The organism is Streptomyces sp. NPDC023481, assembly GCF_055560195.1.
In genome coordinates, this window is sequence record NZ_JBVHJE010000018.1 from 60,141 (window position 1) to 76,018 (window position 15,878).

Consider the following 15,878-nt stretch of genomic DNA (forward strand, 5'->3'; position numbering starts at 1 on the left):
GGCGGCGCGGGTCAGGGCGGGTCCGTCCGCGTCACCACGCCGAGCAGCCGGAACGGCAGGTGCTCGTCCCACCGGAAGCCGCCGGGGGCGAGCCGGCGGTCCGTGCGCGGGAGTCGCCACAGCCGATGAGGGCCAGGCACTGCACGATCGGTGTCCATGCCGTCCACTAGAGCGGGCACCACTGACAACTGGCGGTCCGTCAGGCCGCCCTGCCCGGCGTCAGGCGTCCCTGCGGCACAGGCTCCACGCGCCCGCCAGCAGGGCCGCCGCCGTCCACAGCGCGGTCACCGCGAGGCCGGTCCAGGGGCCGAGGGCGCCGTCCCAGGTGCTGTGCAGGGCGACCTGGCCGGCCCGGTCGGGCAGGAAGTCGGCGACGCCGCCCGACAGGTCGCCGACGACGAAGGAGACGACCAGCAGGAACGGGATCAGCAGGGAGAGGGTCGCCACGCCGCTGCGCAGGACCGTGGCGAGGCCCGCGGCGAACAGGGCCATCAGCGTCAGGTGCACACCGCAGCCGACCGCGCCGCGCACCCCCTCGGCCCAGCCGGGCGCGGACGCTGCGAGGACCGACCGGCCCACCAGGAGCGTGACGAAGCCGGTGAGCAGCCCGACGGCCAGCGCCGGCAGGGCGATCGCCGTCGCCTTCGCCGCGAACCAGCGTCCCCGGTCGGGCACCGCGGCGAGCGTCAGCCGCAGCGCGCCGCCCCGGAACTCCGACGAGACGGCCGTCGTACCGAACGCGATCGCGGCGACCTGGCCGAAGCCGATGCCGAAGAACACCGAGAACAGCGGGTCGCGGTCGTCGGCGTCGGCCGCGGCGAGCGCCGAGAACGCGACGGTGCAGAGGAGGATCGCGGCGAGGGCGCCCAGCAGGGAACGCAGGGTACGGATCTTGATCCACTCGGCGTGGAGCACGGGTGCGAAGGGCATGGTCAGGCCTCCTGGCGGGGTGCGGTGAACTCGGCCTCGGCCGCGGTCAGATCGAGGTAGGCCTCCTCCAGGGTGGCCTCACCGGCGGCGAGTTCCAGGACGGGGACGCCCGCCTCGGACATCAGCCGGCCGAGGTCGTCCACGCGCGCGTGCCGCACGGTCCAGGTGCCGTCCTCGTCCCGGGAGGCGTCGTGACCGTGCCGGGCGAGGAGGTCGCCGAGGGCGGCGGGATCGCTGGTGCGGACGCGGACGTGGGGCCGTACACGCGCGTGGATGAAGTCTCGCACCGGTGTGTCGGCGAGCAGGCGGCCCCGGCCGAGGATCAGCAGGTGGTCGGCGAAGGCGGCGGTCTCGCCCATCAGATGGCTGGAGACCAGGACCGTGCGGCCCTCGGCGGCGAGCCGGCGCAGCAGGGTGCGGATCCACACGATGCCTTCGGGGTCGAGGCCGTTGGCGGGTTCGTCGAGCAGGACGACCTCGGGGTCGCCGAGCAGGGCCGCGGCGATGCCGAGCCGCTGGCGCATGCCGAGGGAGTACGTCCGTACCCGGCGCCGGGACACGGCGGCGAGGCCGGTCTCCTCCAGGACGGTGTCGACCCGGCGGGCCGGGATCCGGTTGCTCGTGGCGAGGGCGAGCAGGTGGTCGCGGGCGGTGCGGGAGCCGTGGGCGGCGCGCGCGTCGAGCAGGGCGCCCACCCGGCGCAGCGGTGCGCGGAGTTCGCCGTAGGCGTGGCCGCCGACGGTGGCGGTTCCGGCGGTGGGCCGGTCGAGGCCGAGGACGAGGCGGAAGGTGGTGGACTTGCCGGCGCCGTTGGGGCCGAGGAAGCCGGTGACCCGGCCGGGGTGCACCCGGAAGGTGAGCCGGTCCACGGCCCGCCGGCCGGCGTACTCCTTGGTGAGGTCTCGTACGTCGATGCTGGTCATGGCAACAGCCTGGCCGGGAGACGGAGTCGGCTCCTCCCCCGCCGGTGGAGACCGTCTCCCCCGTGCGGGGGAGGCCCGTTGTCGGTGCCGCCTGCGACGATGAGGTCATGGCCCGCTTCCTGCGCCCGCTGCTGAGCGGGACGACGTACACGCGCCTGCTGCATCTGTGGGTGCCGATGCTGGTGGTCAGCGTCTGGCTCTTCGTCGACCCGTCGACCCCGTGGGTGCCCGCGCTGCTGCTCGTCCCGCTCGGACTGGTGCCCGCGGTGCGGCGGGGCGAGGGCGTGCAGGCGCGGCTGCTGCTCACGCCCGGCGAGCCGGACCCGGGCATCTCCGAGGCGCCGGCGGCGACCTGGCGGGACCGGCTGCGCACGGTGCTGTGGCTGGAGCTGCGCATGGTGCTCGGCGCCGCGGCCGTGTTCGCGTCGGTGTGGCTGCCCGTCAGCTGCTTCGAGCTGGCCCGGAGCGCGTGGGACGCGGCGCCGGCCGGTACACCGCTGCTGGACCGGCTGCCGCCGCACCCCGCGTGGGCGCTGCTGGCACCGCTGCCGCTGCTCGCCCTGTACGGGGTGGTCGTCGGCCTCGGCGCGCTGCTCACCGCCGCCGCGCGCCGGCTCCTCGGGCCGTCGGCGGCCGAGCGGCTGGCCGCGCTGGAGGAGCGCACCGAGCAACTGCTGGAACGCACCCGGATCGCGCGGGAGTTGCACGACTCGATCGGGCACGCCCTGACGGTGGCGGTGGTGCAGGCCGGTGCCGCGCGCGCGGCCGGCGACCCGGAGTTCACCGACCGGGCGCTGGCCGCCGTCGAGGAGACCGGCCGGGCCGCGCTGGCGGACCTGGAGCGGGTGCTGGGCGTGCTGCGGGAGGCCGAGCGGCCGGTGAGCGCGCGGCCCACTCTGGCCGACGCCGGCCGGCTGCTGGAGTCGGCGCGGGCCTCCGGCGCCAAGGTCGACGCCGAGGTGACGGGCGCGGTCGAGGCCGTGCCGGGCCCGGTGTCCCGCGAGGGCTACCGGATCCTGCAGGAGGCGCTCACCAATGTGCTGCGGCACGCGGGGGCCGTCCCGGTCCGGGTCCGCGTCGCGGTCACCGGCGGGACGCTCACCCTGGAGGTCCGCAATCCGCTGCCGGGGGCGATAGCCGGCCCCGGGCGGGGCAGCGGCCTGCGGGGCATACGGGAGCGGGCCGCGCTGCTCGGCGGCAGCGCGCGGACCGGCCCGGACGAGGGCGACTGGCAGGTGCGCGCGGTGCTGCCCGCCGGCTGATCTACGCTGGCCGGATGCCGGTCACCGTACTCCTCGTCGACGACGAACCCCTGGTCCGCGCGGGTATGCGGGCCGTGCTGGCGGCGCAGCCCGACATCGAGGTGGTGGGCGAGGCGGCCGACGGCGCGGCGGTCATCCCGCTGGTACGGCGACTGCGGCCCGACGTGGTCGCGATGGACGTGCGGATGCCCCTGATGGACGGCATCGAGGCCACGCGCGCGGTGCTGCGCACGGTGCCGGAGCCGCCGAAGATCCTGGTCGTGACGACGTTCGAGGACGACGAGTACGTGTACGAGGCGCTGCGCGCGGGCGCCGACGGGTTCCTGCTGAAGCGGGCCCGTCCGGCCGAGATCGTGCACGCGGTGCGGCTGGTCGCGGAGGGCGAGTCGCTGCTGTTCCCGGCGTCGGTCCGGCGGCTCGCCGCCCGGTACGGCGACGGGGACCGCCCGGCGCGGGCCGTGCTGGAGCGGGCGCGGCTGACCGAGCGGGAGGCGGAGGTGCTGCGGCTCATGGCGCGGGGGCTGTCGAACGCCGAGATCGCCGCCGGGCTGGTGGTGGGCGCGGAGACGGTGAAGTCGCATGTGAGCGCCGTGCTGGCCAAGCTCGGCGCGCGGGACCGCACCCAGGCGGTGATCGCGGCCTACGAGTCGGGGTTCGTGGAGCCGGGCTGAGCCGGGGGTCGGGCCGCGGGCGCGGCCCGGCACTCGCCGGGGTGCGCCGGGCCGAGTACGATCCGGCCAACACGCCCGCGAGCTGGGAGGACGGACGGTGGGGCAGCTGACCGGTGGCGATCCCTCGCTGCTGCGAAGGATCAATTCCGCGGTGGTGCTGCACGCGCTGCGTGCCACGGACTGCGCGACGCTCACCGAGATCACCGGCGTCACCGGACTGTCCCGGCCGACCGTCGAGGGTGTCGTGGAGGGGCTCATCGAGGGTGGGCTGGTGGTGGAGGCGGTGGCCGACGACGGCGGCGTCCGCCGCCAGGGGCGGCCCGCCCGGCGGTTCCGGTTCCGGGCCGAGGCGGGGCATCTGCTGGGCCTGGAGGTCGGGCCGCACCGGGTCGCCGCGCTCCTGTCCGACCTGGACGGGCGGGTGCTGGGCGCACAGGCCAGGGAGGTCGACGAGTCGGCCCCGGCGGACGAGCGGCTCGACCGGCTGCGCGGCGCGGTCGCCGAGCTGCTGCGCCGGGCCGGGGTGGCGCGCAGCTCGCTGCGGGCGGTGGGCGTGGGCACGCCGGGCATCGTGGACGCGGACGGAACGGTACGGCTGAGCACGGCGCTGCCGCAGTGGACGGGGCTGCGACTCGGGGAGCGGTTGAGCCGTTCCTTCCGCTGTCCGGTGCTGGTGGAGAACGACGCCAACGCGGCGGCCGTCGCCGAGCACTGGAAGGGCGCGGCGACCGAGACGGACGACGTGGTGTTCGTCCTGGCCGGGCTGAGCCCCGGGGCCGGCGCACTGATCGGCGGGCGGCTGCACCGGGGCTACGGCGGCGCGGCCGGGGAGATCGGCGCGCTGCACCTGCTGGGCCGGGAGGCGACGCCGGAGGCGCTGCTGTCCACCACCGACGAGCCGCTGCACCCGCTGGACGAGCAGGCGGTCGCCGAGGTGTTCACGCTGGCCCGGAAGGGCGACCAGCGGGCCCGTGCAGCCGTGGAGCGGTTCCTCCAGCGGCTCGTGCACGATGTCGCCGCGCTGGTGCTGGCGCTCGATCCGGAGCTGGTCGTGATCGGGGGCTGGGCGGCGGGTCTGGACGGCGTCCTGGAGCCGTTGCGGCGGGAGCTGGCCCGCTACTGCCTGCGGCCGCCCCGGGTGACGTTGTCCCTGCTGGGCGAGGCGGCCGTCGCCACGGGGGCGCTGCGCCTGGCCCTGGACCGGGTAGAGGAGCAGTTGTTCGCCGTGGAGGGCACGGGGACGCGGCGCTGAGCCGCACGCGGACGCGGCGCTGAGCCGGACGCGGACGCGGCGCTGAGCCGGACACGGACGGGACACTGAGCCGGACGCGGAGAGGCCGCCGAGCCGCACGCGGACGGGGCACTGAGCCGCATGCGGAGGGGGCGCGGGTCGTCGTAGAGCCTGGTGACCGCTCGTGCCCGCGCGGCGGAGCCGCACATCGGGTGCGGCCCCGCGCCCGTGGCGGGGCCGGCCCGGTCCGCAGCCGGGAAGAGCCCGGTGTGCGGGCCGCCTCACGGCTCAGGAAGCCCGCTGCTCCGGGTCATGGTGTATCTCCACGCCCGCCGATTCGCCGAAGGTGAGCCGGCAGGTGTCGGCGCGGTAGGTCGCCACCGACAGTGCGGCGGTGCGGCCCTGGACGAGGAAGCGGGTGGTGACGACCAGGACGGGCGAGCCGGGGAGGCGGTCGAGTTCCCGGGCGTCGTCCGCGCGGGCGGAGCCCAGCTCGACGGCGCGCTCCTCGCCCTCCAGCGGCAGGTGCTGGAGCTCGCGCAGCACCGCACGCGCGCGTGCCGCGCCGGAGGGGGCGTCGATCGCGGTGAGGCCGGGCACCGAGGCCGCCGGGATGTAGAGCAGTTCGGTGGCGACCTGCTGGCCGTGCGACATGCGGGTGCGGCGGACGGTGTGGACGGGCTCGTCCGCGCCGGTCTCCAGGGCGGCGGCGACGACGGCCGGCGGTGTCGCCAGCTCACTGTCGGCGGGCTGCCAGGCGTCTCCGGCGGCGCCGGGCCAGGCGTGCTGCTCGGTACCGACGGCCACGCCCACGCGCGGGGGCGCGACGGTCGTACCGACACCGCGGCGGCGCTGGAGCCGGCCTTCCAGCTCCAGCTGTTCGAGGGCCTGGCGGAGCGTGGCCCGGGCCACGCCGAAGCGGGCGGCGAGGTCACGTTCGTTCGGCAGGATCTCGCCGACCGAGAACTCGGTGTCGAGTGCCTCGGTGAGCACGGTCTTGAGATGCCAGTACTTCGGTTCCGGCACCGGTTCCAGCTGCGTGGTCCCCACCCTGTCCTCCGCGAGTGCCGTCGTCCGGCGGTTTTTGGCGCCCTTGTTTATTAAAGGTTGTTGCACTTCTCTGCGACGATAGGGCGGCCGTCACCCTTGGTCAAGACCAATCCTCGGTCCGGTGCGCGGCGGAACGGCGGGCCGCGGCGGAGCGTTCACGAGGCGTTCGTGTGCGGCGCGGTGTGTGACATCGCGGCAAAGCCCCCGTCGCACGGCGAAGCCCCCGCCGTACGACGGGGGCTTCGGGCGGGGCGGTCGGGTCAGTGGGCGGCGAGGTGCCGGAGCTTGTCCGGGTTGCGGACGATGTAGACGGAGGTGATCCGGCCGTCGGCGATGTCCACCTGGACCAGGCTGTCGGGCTTGCCGCCGGACAGGATCAGCAGTGCGGGGCCGCCGTTGGCCTCCACGGGGCGGAGGGACAGGTCCGCCGGTGTGGTGCGCGCGGCGCCGACGAGGAAGCGGCCGACCTTGTCGGCGGTGTGCAGGACGCGCAGCGGAGCCTTGGCCTTGCCGCCGCTGTCGCCGATGAGCCGGACGTCCGGGTCGAGCAGGGACAGCAGGCCCGCCAGGTCGCCCCCGGCCGCGGCGGCGAGGAAACGCTCGGTCAGATCGCGGCGTCGGGCCGGGTCGACCTCGTACCGGGGGCGCTTTTCGGCCACGTGCCGGCGGGCCCGGCCGGCGAGTTGCCGTACCGCCGGTTCGGCCCGGTCGAGCAGCGCGGCGATCTCGGCGTAGGGGTAGCCGAAGGCCTCGCGGAGCACGAACACGGCGCGCTCCAGCGGGGAGAGCGACTCCAGGACGACCAGGACGGCGAGGGAGACCGTGTCGGCGAGCACGGCACGGTCGGCGGAGTCCGGCGCGGTGTCGGCGAATTCGGTGAGGTAGGGCTCCGGCAGCCACTGGCCGACGTACGCCTCGCCGCGGGCCTGCACCTGGCGCAGCCGGTCGATGGCCAGCCGGGTGGTGACGCGGACCAGGTAGGCGCGCGGTTCGCGGACCTCGGTGCGGTCGGCCTGGTACCAGCGCAGCCAGGCCTCCTGGACCACGTCCTCGGCGTCGGCGATCCGGCCGAGCATGCGGTACGCGACCCCCGTGAGCAGGGGCCGGTGTTCTTCGAAGACGTCGGTGGCGAGGTCGGCGGTCACGGGTCCATCCCAGCCGACACGCCTGCCGCTGTCCACCCGGAATGCCCGGCTCCGCGAGCGGTCCGGATCACAATGACGGCGGACCGCCGGGCGGCGGCGGCCGGTGACCGTGAGGTGGGCGATGCGGTACGCGGTGCTGGGCACGGGCGAGGTGGGCCGCACCCTGGCCGGCCGGCTGCTGGAGCTGGGGCACGAGGTGACCCTCGGTTCCCGCACCCGCGACAACCCGGTGGCGGCGGAGTGGGCGACGGCCGCCGCCGGGCGGGCGCACGCGGGGACGTTCGCGGACGCGGCCGCGGCGGGCGAGGTGGTCGTCAACGCGGTGGGCGGCCGGGTGGCGCTGGATGCGCTGCGGGCGGCGGGCGCCGAGCACCTGGACGGCAAGGTGCTGGTGGACGTCTCCAACCCGCTGGCGTTCGAGGACGGGCAGCCGCGGCTTGATCCGGTGGATTCGGACAGCGTGGCCGAGCAGATCCAGCGGGCGTACCCGCACACGCGCGTGGTGAAGACGCTGAACACCGTCAACTGCCGGGTGATGGTGGATCCGGGGCGGGTGCCGGGCGAGCACCACGTGTTCGTGTGCGGGGCGGACGCCCGGGCCAAGGAGCGGGTGGCCGGCCTGCTCGTGGAGTTCGGCTGGCCGGCCGGGCGGGTGCTGGACCTGGGCGGCATCCGGTCGGCACGCGCGATGGAGATGTACCTGCCGCTGTGGCTGACCCTGTTCCGCGGCTTCGGGCACGCCGACTTCAACATCGAGGTGCGCCGGGCGCGTTGAGGGGGCGGGCGGGACGCGCAAGGCGGACGGGGTGCTCGGCATCCGGGGGCTACCGGTCGGTAGCAATTGCTGACAAGCTGTCTACGGCGTCCGTCAGCAGCTCAGACGAGGAGCACCCATGTCCGCCACCGTCTCCTTCGAGGTCCCCACCGCGCACGGCCCGGGCGAGGTGACCGTGTCCTACGCGCGCGTGGGCCGCGGCGAACCGCTGGTCCTGCTGCACGGCATCGGCCACCACCGGCAGGCCTGGGACCCGGTCGTGGACATCCTGGCCACCGAGCGCGAGGTGATCGCCGTCGACCTGCCCGGCTTCGGCGCGTCCCCCTCCCTGCCGGACGGCCTGACCTACGACCTGCCCACCGCGAACTCCGTGCTGGGCGCCCTGTTCGAGGCACTGGAGCTGGACCGCCCGCACGTCGCCGGCAACTCGCTGGGCGGACTGTTCGCACTGGAGCTGGGCCGGGAGAAGCTCGTACGGTCCGTCACCGCCCTGTCCCCGGCCGGTTTCTGGAGCGAGGCCGAGCGGCGGTACGCGTTCACGCTGCTGCTCACCATGCGGGGCATCGCCCAGCGGATGCCGCTGCCCCTGGTGCAGCGGCTGGCCCGCACGGCGGCCGGCCGCACCGCGCTGACCAGCACCATCTACGCCCGCCCCGGTCGCCGTTCGCCGGAGGCGGTGGTCGCCGAGACGCTCGCCCTGGTCCACGCCACCGGCTTCGACGCGACCCTGCGGGCGGGCTCCGCCGTACGGTTCACCGACGAGCTGGCGGGCCTGCCGGTCACGGTGGCCTGGGGCACCCGGGACCGGATCCTCCTGCGCCGCCAGGGCGTCCGGGCCAAGCGGCTCATACCGCACGCCCGGCTGGTGCGGCTGCCCGGCTGCGGCCACTGCCCGATGAACGACGACCCGGCGCTGGTCGCGCGGGTCATCCTGGACGGCAGCCGCTGAGCACCGCCGGCCGCCCGCCGGAGTTCACCTCCGGTTCGGGTGCGCGCCGCGGCACCCCGGTAGGAGTGGCTGAGCACACCGGCCGGATCCCGTCCCTGGAGGCGCAGCCATGTCCCACCGTCCGCTCCCCGGTCGCCGCAGCGTTCTGCGCGGCTCCCTCGCCGCGTCGGCGGCCCTGACCCTGCCCGTGGGCCTCGGCGCGGCCCCGGCGTTCGCCCGCTCCGGACGCCCCGAGGCGGGCTGGGGCGTGCAGACCGGTGACGTGACCGCCGACTCCGGCCTGGTGTGGGTGCGCGCCGACCGGCCGGCCCGGATGATCGTGGAGACCGCGGCCACAGAGTCGTTCCGCGACCCGCGCCGGTGGCACGGCCCGCTGCTGGGCGCCGGCACCGACTTCACCGGCACCACCCGGCTGCACGGCCTGCCCTCCGGGGAGCAGATCCACTACCGGGTGCTGCTCGCCGACCCCGACGACCCGCGCCGCACCGGCGAGCCCGTGGCCGGCACCTTCCGTACCGTCTCCCGGCGCCGCCGGGACGGTGTGCGGTTCCTGTGGTCGGGCGACCTGGCCGGCCAGGGCTGGGGCATCAATCCCGACCGCGGCGGCTACCGCATCTACGACGCCATGGCGAAGCTGGACCCTGACTTCTTCCTGTGCAGCGGCGACAACATCTACGCCGACGGCCCGATCACGGCCACCCAGGCGCTGCCCGACGGCGGCACCTGGCGCAACGTCACCACCGAGGAGAAGGCGAAGGTCGCCGAGACCCTCGCCGAGTACCGGGGCAACTTCCGCTACAACCTGCTCGACGGGAACCTGCGGCGGTTCAACGCCCAGGTGCCCTCGGTCGTCCAGTGGGACGACCACGAAGTGCGCAACAACTGGTACCCGGGCGAGGTGATCGCCTCCAGCGACACCCGGTACACCGAGAAGAGCATCGACGTGCTCGCCGCGCGCGCCCGCCGGGCGTTCGGGGAGTACTTCCCCGTCTCCACACTGCGACCGGGCGCGAAGGAGGGCCGGGTCTACCGGGTGCTGCGCCAGGGTCCGCTGCTGGACGTGTTCGTGCTGGACATGCGCACCTACCGCAACGCCAACTCACCGGACGACCAGACCGTCGACCCGCAGGGCATCCTCGGCCGGGAGCAGCTGGAGTGGCTCAAGCGGGAGCTGGCCCGGTCGCGCGCGGTGTGGAAGGTGATCGCCGCCGACATGCCGCTCGGTCTCGTCGTACCGGACCCGATGGAGAACAAGCCGGACTTCGAGGCCGTGGCCCAGGGCGACCCGGGTGCCCCGCTCGGCCGTGAGCTGCAGATCGCCGAGCTGCTGCGGTTCGTCAAGCACCGGCGGATCACCGGCACGCTGTGGCTGACGGCGGACGTGCACCACACCTCCGCGCAGCACTACCACCCCTCCCGGGCCGCGTTCACCGACTTCGAGCCGTTCTGGGAGTTCGTCTCCGGGCCGCTGAACGCCGGCGCCTTCCCGGCGAGCGCGCTGGACGGCACCTTCGGGCCGGAGCGGGTGTTCGTGAAGGCGCCGACCGCGCAGAACGTCTCGCCCGCGGGCGGCTACCAGTTCTTCGGCGAGGTCGACATCGACGGGGACAGCGGGGAACTGACGGTACGGCTGCGGGAGCAGGACGGCACGGTACTGTTCACGCGGACGCTGCGGCCGGGGCGGGTCGGCCAGTGAGGGCGCCGGCGTGAAGAGGCCGGGCGGTCGGCCGTAGAATATGCAACAAATGGGACGGAGCATACTTTACCCATCGGTCACAATCAGTTCGTGATCACGCAACACCCTTCGTCCACAGTGGCAGCATGACTTTGGACATGCCTGATGTGACCCGCGCCAAGCACGGGCGCCCCGTGCACCACTGGCGGCGCGACATCGTCGAACTCGCCGCGCTCTTCACGGCCGTGGCCGTCGCCGACGCGGTGGCGAACCTGGTCGGACACGGGCCCGACGGCCCGGCCCTGCTGGTGATCTCGGCGATCGTGCTGGCCGCGACGGCGGGATTCCACGTGTGGTGGTCACGCCGCCACGGACACGCGCCGCCGGTCAGCGATACCGGTGCCCGGCCGGCCGTCGAGCCGCGGCCGGCCGGGCCCTCCGAGCAGAGCGCCGCCTACGGGATCGGCGGCACGCTGTGGCGGATGCGGACGACCGTGAAGGACGAACCGGGCTCGCTGGCCGCCCTGTGCACGGCGCTCGCCGAACACCGGGTGGACATCCTCAGCCTGCAGACGCACCCGCTGGCCGACGGCACGGTGGACGAGTTCCTGCTGCGGGCGCCGGGCGCGCTCCCGGCGGCCGAGATCACCCGGGCGGTCGCGCTGGCCGGGGGCACGGCCACCTGGATCGAGCGGGCCGACGCGCACGACCTGGTCGACGTGCCCACCCGAGTGCTCGGCCTGGCCGCCCGCACCGCCCTGGACACCGCCGAACTGCCGCTGGCGCTACGTCAGTTGCTGGGTCGCTGCACGATCCGGTCGCTGCCCGGCCGGCCGGCCGGCGGCGGCCACGGCCCGGAGCCGGTGCCGGTCGAGGGGGTCCTGGACGACACGGTGATGCGGTTGCCGGCGCCCGAGGGCGGTGTGCTCACCGTGGAGCGGCCGTATCTGCCGTTCACCCCCACGGAGTTCGCCCGCGCGCGGGCGCTGGTGGCGTTGGACAGCCGGCTCGGGCCGCGCATCCCAGACGGCGAGGACGTGCTGACGCTGCCCGAGGGCGCCGACATCACCGTGCGCCGGGTCGACACCGGGGACCTGCCCGCGGCCCGGGCGATGCACGACCGGTGCTCGCCGGGCACCCTCGGCCTGCGCTACCACGGCCCGGTCGGCGACGCGGACCGCTACCTCAACCACCTGCTCAGCCCCCGCTACGGCCGCACCCTGGCCGCGTGGACCGCCTCCGGGCGGATCGTCGGCCTCGGGCACCTGCTGTGGGACGGCGACGAGACGGAGGTCGCGCTGCTGGTCGAGGACGAGTGGCAGCAGCGCGGCATCGGCGGCGAACTGCTCGGCCGGCTGGTGGCGATGGCGGCGGAGGCCGGCTGCGCGAGCGTGTACGCGGTGACCAAGGCGTCCAACACCGGCATGGTGGCCGCGATGCGCGGCCTCGGCCTGCCGCTGGACTACCAGGTCGAGGAGGGCACGCTGGTGATCACGGCCCGGCTGGACCCGACCCCGGTCACCGCCACGACCGTCCCGCCCCACCTCGGCTGAACGGCACGGGCGACGGGGCCGCACGGCCGAAAGCCTCGTGGCCGAGGGCACCCCACGGCCGAGGGCACCCCACGGCCGAGGGCACCGCTCAGGTGCGGGCGCCTCGAAGGCCAAGGCGCCCGCCCCGCACCGCCGGGAAGACCGCTCGGCACCGCCGCCGGTCGGGGTGGCAGTGCCGGTCCCTCAGCGCACCGCCTCCCGCAGTGCCGTCACCCGCGGTTCGCGCCCGGCGCCCAGGGCCTGGTCCAGGTCGGCCCACAGGTCGTCCACGTCCTCCAGGCCCACCGACAGCCGCAGCAGCCGGTCGCTCACCCCGGCCCCCCGCCGGTCCTCGGCGTCCACGATGCGGTGGCTGATGGACGCGGGGTGCTGGATGAGCGTGTCGACGCTGCCCAGGCTCACCGCGGGAGTGACGAGCCGGACCCGGGAGATCACCTCGTGCGGATCACCGTGCACCTCGAAGGCGATCATCGCGCCGCCGAGCCGCGGGTAGCGGACCCGGGCCACGCGCGGGTCGGCGGCGAGCCGGCGGGCCAGCTCGGCGGCGTTCGCGGAGGCGGCCCGCACCCGCACGGGCAGTGTGGACAGCCCGCGCAGCAGCAGATAGCCGGCGAGCGGATGCAGGACTCCCCCGGTGGCGAACCGTATCCGACGCAGCCGGCCCGCGAACTCCTCGTCGCAGGCGACCACCCCGGCCAGCACATCGCCGTGTCCGCCCAGGTACTTGGTCGCGCTGTGCAGCACCAGCCGGGCGCCCTGCTCGGCCGGGCGCTGGAGCACGGGTGTGGCGAAGGTGTTGTCGGCCAGCAGCGGCACGGAGCCGCAGGCGTGCGCGAGGGCCCGCAGGTCGAGTTCGGCGAGGGTCGGGTTGGCCGGGGACTCGACCATCACCAGGCCCGTGTCGGGGCGCAGCGCCTCGGTGACGCCGGCCGGGTCGGTCCAGGTGACCTCCGTGCCGAGCAGCCCGGCGGTCAGCAGGTGGTCGCTGCATCCGTACAGCGGCCGTACCGCCACGACGTGCCGCAGGCCCATGGCGGACCGGGCGAGCAGGACCGCGCTGAGGGCGGCCATGCCGCTGGCGAAGGCGACCGCGGACTCGGTGCCCTCCAGGCGGGCGAGGGCGGTCTCGAAGCGGGCGACGGTCGGGTTGCCGAGGCGGCCGTAGACCGGCGGTCCGACCGGGTCGGCGCCGTCGGCGGCGAAGGCGTCGATGCGGGCGGCCTCGGCGCGGCTGTCGTAGGAGGGGTAGGTGGTGGACAGGTCGATCGGCGGGGCGTGCAGACCCTGGCGGGCGAGGTCGTCGCGGCCGGCGTGCACGGCCTCGGTGGCCAGGGCTCTCGTCGCGGTGCGTACGTCGTCGTAGGCACCGGTGCTCGCTGTGTCCATGGGCGGAAGGGTGAACATCGAACGGTTCACCGGAGTCGAACACCGTGCTACGTTCGGCTCATGGCCGAATCCGTCGTACTGGATCCGGTCGATCTGCATCTGCTGCGGCTGTTGCAGAACGACGCCCGGACCACCTACCGCGACCTCGCCGCGCAGGTGGGCGTGGCGCCGTCGACCTGTCTGGACCGGGTGACCCGGCTGCGCCGCTCGGGCGTGATCCTCGGCCACCGGCTGCGGCTCGATCCGGCCAGGCTGGGGCGCGGACTCCAGGCGCTGCTGTCGGTGCAGGTACGGCCGCACCGGCGGGAGCTGGTGGGACCGTTCGTGGAGCGGATCCGGGCGCTGCCGGAGGCGCGGTCGGTGTTCCACCTGACCGGGCCGGACGACTACCTCGTGCATGTGGCGGTCGCGGACATGGCCGACCTCCAGCGGCTGGTGCTGGACGAGTTCACGGCGCGGCGCGAGGTGGCCCGGGTGGAGACCCGGCTGATCTTCCAGCAGTGGGAGTGCGGGCCGCTGCTGCCGCCCGGCCACGCCCAGAGCTGAATCCCCTTATTCCCGGGTGACGCGGAGATCCTCCGCGTACGAGGATGGGCCGCATGTCTGAGACCCAGAGCCCCCTGCCCCGACAGGTCGCCGACGCGTACGTGGACGGCCTCATCGCCCTCGACCCGGTCACCGGTACGTACCTCGGTGTGAAGGAGAGTTCGAGCAGGCTGCCCGACTACTCTCCGGCCGGTCAGGAAGCCCTCGCGGAGCTGGCGCGGGCGACCCTCGCGAAGCTGGACGAGGCGGAGCGGCGGCCCGGTGCCGACACCGACGTGGAGCGCCGCTGCGCACGCCTGCTGCGGGAGCGGCTCACCGCGGAACTCGCCGTCCACGACACGGAGGAGCACCTGCGCCGGGTCGGCAACATGGACACCCCCGGCCACGCGGTGCGGGAGATCTTCACGGTCACCCCGGCGGACACGGAGGAGGACTGGGCGGCGATCGCGGAGCGGCTGCGCGCGGTGCCGGGCGCGCTCGCGGGCTACCGTGCCTCGCTCGAACTCGGCCTGGAACGCAAGCTGTTCGCGGCGCCCCGGCCCACGACGACCTTCGTCGACCAGCTCACCGAGTGGACGGACACGGACGGTGAGGGCCGCGGCTGGTACGAGGACTTCGCCGCCGCCGGACCCGAGTCGCTGCGCGCGGAGCTGGACGAGGCGGCGCGGGAGGCGACCGGCGCCCTGGTGGAACTGCGGGACTGGATGCGGGACGTGTACGCGCCGGCGATCGAGGGCGCCCCGGACGTCGTCGGCCGCGAGCGGTACGCGCGCTGGTCCCGCTACTTCAACGGCACGGACCTGGACCTGGACGAGGCGTACGCGTACGGCTGGGCCGAATTCCACCGCATCCTGGGCGAGATGAGGCGGGAGGCGGAGAAGATCCTGCCCGGCGCCGAGACGCCCTGGGCGGCGCTCGCGCACCTGGACGAGCACGGCCGGCACATCGAGGGCGTGGACGAGGTCCGTGAGTGGCTCCAGGGCCTGATGGACCAGGCGATCGAGGAGCTGGACGGCACCCACTTCGACCTCGCCGAGCGGGTGCGCCGGGTGGAGTCGCGCATCGCCCCGCCCGGCGGCGCGGCGGCCCCCTACTACACGCCCCCGTCGGAGGACTTCTCCCGGCCCGGCCGCACCTGGCTGCCCACGATGGGCCAGACCCGCTTCCCGGTCTACGACCTCGTCTCGACCTGGTACCACGAGGGCGTGCCCGGTCACCACCTCCAGCTCGCGCAGTGGACGCACGTCGCCGAGGACCTCTCCCGCTACCAGGCGACGGTCGGCATCGTCAGCGCCAACGCGGAGGGCTGGGCGTTGTACGCGGAGCGGCTGATGGACGAGCTGGGCTATCTCACCGGCCCGGAGGAGCGGCTCGGCTACCTGGACGCGCAGATGATGCGGGCGACCCGGGTGATCGTGGACATCGGTATGCACCTGGAGCTGGAGATTCCGGCGGACTCGCCGTTCCACCCCGGTGAGCGGTGGACGCCCGAGCTGGCACAGGAGTTCTTCGGCGCGCACAGCAGCCGGCCGGCGGACTTCGTGGAGAGCGAGCTGACCCGCTACCTGACGATCCCGGGCCAGGCGATCGGCTACAAGCTGGGCGAGCGGGCCTGGCTGCTGGGCCGGGACAAGGCGCGTGAGCGGCGCGGCGAGGCGTTCGACCTGAAGGCCTGGCACATGGCGGCGCTGTCACAGGGTTCGCTGGGCCTGGACGACCTGGTGGACGAGCTGTCCCGGCTCTGACGGCCTGCCGCGGGGAGGCTTCCCTCGGCCGTACGGG

Annotated in this window: 15 protein-coding genes; 9 read left to right on the plus strand and 6 right to left on the minus strand. The window is 74.7% G+C overall.

Features of this window, described 5'->3' with window-relative positions; genetic code table 11:
* Positions 1-11: 11 nt before the first annotated feature.
* The 3 genes from ACZ3ZD_RS29920 to ACZ3ZD_RS29930 form a co-directional block, all read right to left on the minus strand.
* Positions 12-140 carry a hypothetical protein gene (locus ACZ3ZD_RS29920; RefSeq protein WP_467403942.1) on the minus strand — a complete coding sequence of 43 codons (129 nt, stop codon included), beginning with the start codon at positions 138-140 and terminating at the stop codon, positions 12-14.
* Between the two features lie 79 nt (positions 141-219).
* A complete protein-coding gene (locus tag ACZ3ZD_RS29925) occupies positions 220-930 on the minus strand; it encodes an ABC transporter permease (RefSeq protein ID WP_467403944.1) in 711 nt (236 codons plus the stop codon).
* Positions 931-932: 2 nt separating this feature from the next.
* Positions 933-1,853 carry an ATP-binding cassette domain-containing protein gene (locus ACZ3ZD_RS29930; RefSeq protein WP_467403948.1) on the minus strand — a complete coding sequence of 307 codons (921 nt, stop codon included), beginning with the start codon at positions 1,851-1,853 and terminating at the stop codon, positions 933-935.
* Positions 1,854-1,960: 107 nt separating this feature from the next.
* On the opposite strand from ACZ3ZD_RS29930, the gene ACZ3ZD_RS29935 reads away from it, so the two are divergent.
* The 3 genes from ACZ3ZD_RS29935 (at position 1,961) to ACZ3ZD_RS29945 (ending at position 5,038) form a co-directional block, all read left to right on the plus strand.
* A complete protein-coding gene (locus ACZ3ZD_RS29935; RefSeq protein WP_467403950.1) occupies positions 1,961-3,115 on the plus strand; it encodes a sensor histidine kinase in 1,155 nt (384 codons plus the stop codon).
* A gap of 14 nt (positions 3,116-3,129) precedes the next feature.
* A complete protein-coding gene (locus ACZ3ZD_RS29940) occupies positions 3,130-3,786 on the plus strand; it encodes a response regulator transcription factor (RefSeq protein WP_467403956.1) in 657 nt (218 codons plus the stop codon).
* A gap of 97 nt (positions 3,787-3,883) precedes the next feature.
* Positions 3,884-5,038, plus strand: coding sequence for an ROK family protein (locus tag ACZ3ZD_RS29945; protein ID WP_467403959.1), 1,155 nt, complete (start codon positions 3,884-3,886; stop codon positions 5,036-5,038).
* Positions 5,039-5,305: 267 nt separating this feature from the next.
* On the opposite strand, the gene ACZ3ZD_RS29950 is transcribed toward ACZ3ZD_RS29945, so the two are convergent.
* Positions 5,306-6,067, minus strand: a complete 762-nt coding sequence (locus ACZ3ZD_RS29950) for a GntR family transcriptional regulator (RefSeq protein ID WP_467403962.1) — start codon at positions 6,065-6,067, stop codon at positions 5,306-5,308.
* 260 nt (positions 6,068-6,327) lie between these two features.
* Positions 6,328-7,212 carry an RNA polymerase sigma-70 factor gene (locus ACZ3ZD_RS29955; protein WP_467403966.1) on the minus strand — a complete coding sequence of 295 codons (885 nt, stop codon included), beginning with the start codon at positions 7,210-7,212 and terminating at the stop codon, positions 6,328-6,330.
* A 121-nt stretch (positions 7,213-7,333) separates the two neighbouring features.
* Here ACZ3ZD_RS29955 and ACZ3ZD_RS29960 point away from each other — a divergent pair, with 121 nt between their 5' ends.
* The 4 genes from ACZ3ZD_RS29960 to ACZ3ZD_RS29975 all read left to right on the plus strand — a co-directional run bounded on the left by ACZ3ZD_RS29960 (position 7,334) and on the right by ACZ3ZD_RS29975 (position 12,164).
* Positions 7,334-7,987, plus strand: coding sequence for an NADPH-dependent F420 reductase (locus tag ACZ3ZD_RS29960; RefSeq protein ID WP_467403970.1), 654 nt, complete (start codon positions 7,334-7,336; stop codon positions 7,985-7,987).
* Positions 7,988-8,105: 118 nt separating this feature from the next.
* Positions 8,106-8,936 (plus strand): alpha/beta fold hydrolase, encoded by an 831-nt coding sequence (locus ACZ3ZD_RS29965; RefSeq protein WP_467403973.1) that lies wholly within the window; start codon positions 8,106-8,108, stop codon positions 8,934-8,936.
* Between the two features lie 109 nt (positions 8,937-9,045).
* Entirely contained in the window at positions 9,046-10,632 is a 1,587-nt protein-coding gene (locus ACZ3ZD_RS29970; RefSeq protein ID WP_467403977.1) for an alkaline phosphatase D family protein, read from the plus strand.
* A gap of 125 nt (positions 10,633-10,757) precedes the next feature.
* Positions 10,758-12,164: a GNAT family N-acetyltransferase gene (locus ACZ3ZD_RS29975; protein ID WP_467403979.1), complete on the plus strand. Its 1,407-nt coding sequence runs from the start codon at positions 10,758-10,760 to the stop codon at positions 12,162-12,164.
* Positions 12,165-12,347: 183 nt separating this feature from the next.
* Here ACZ3ZD_RS29975 and ACZ3ZD_RS29980 read toward each other — a convergent pair whose 3' ends face one another.
* The gene (locus ACZ3ZD_RS29980) at positions 12,348-13,550 is read right to left on the minus strand and encodes a trans-sulfuration enzyme family protein (RefSeq protein WP_467403981.1); all 1,203 of its coding nucleotides are present in this window, start codon (positions 13,548-13,550) and stop codon (positions 12,348-12,350) included.
* Positions 13,551-13,610: 60 nt separating this feature from the next.
* Here ACZ3ZD_RS29980 and ACZ3ZD_RS29985 point away from each other — a divergent pair, with 60 nt between their 5' ends.
* Positions 13,611-14,096, plus strand: coding sequence for an Lrp/AsnC family transcriptional regulator (locus tag ACZ3ZD_RS29985; protein WP_467403986.1), 486 nt, complete (start codon positions 13,611-13,613; stop codon positions 14,094-14,096).
* 53 nt (positions 14,097-14,149) lie between these two features.
* Positions 14,150-15,841, plus strand: coding sequence for a DUF885 domain-containing protein (locus tag ACZ3ZD_RS29990; RefSeq protein WP_467403988.1), 1,692 nt, complete (start codon positions 14,150-14,152; stop codon positions 15,839-15,841).
* The last annotated feature ends 37 nt before the right edge of the window (positions 15,842-15,878 follow it).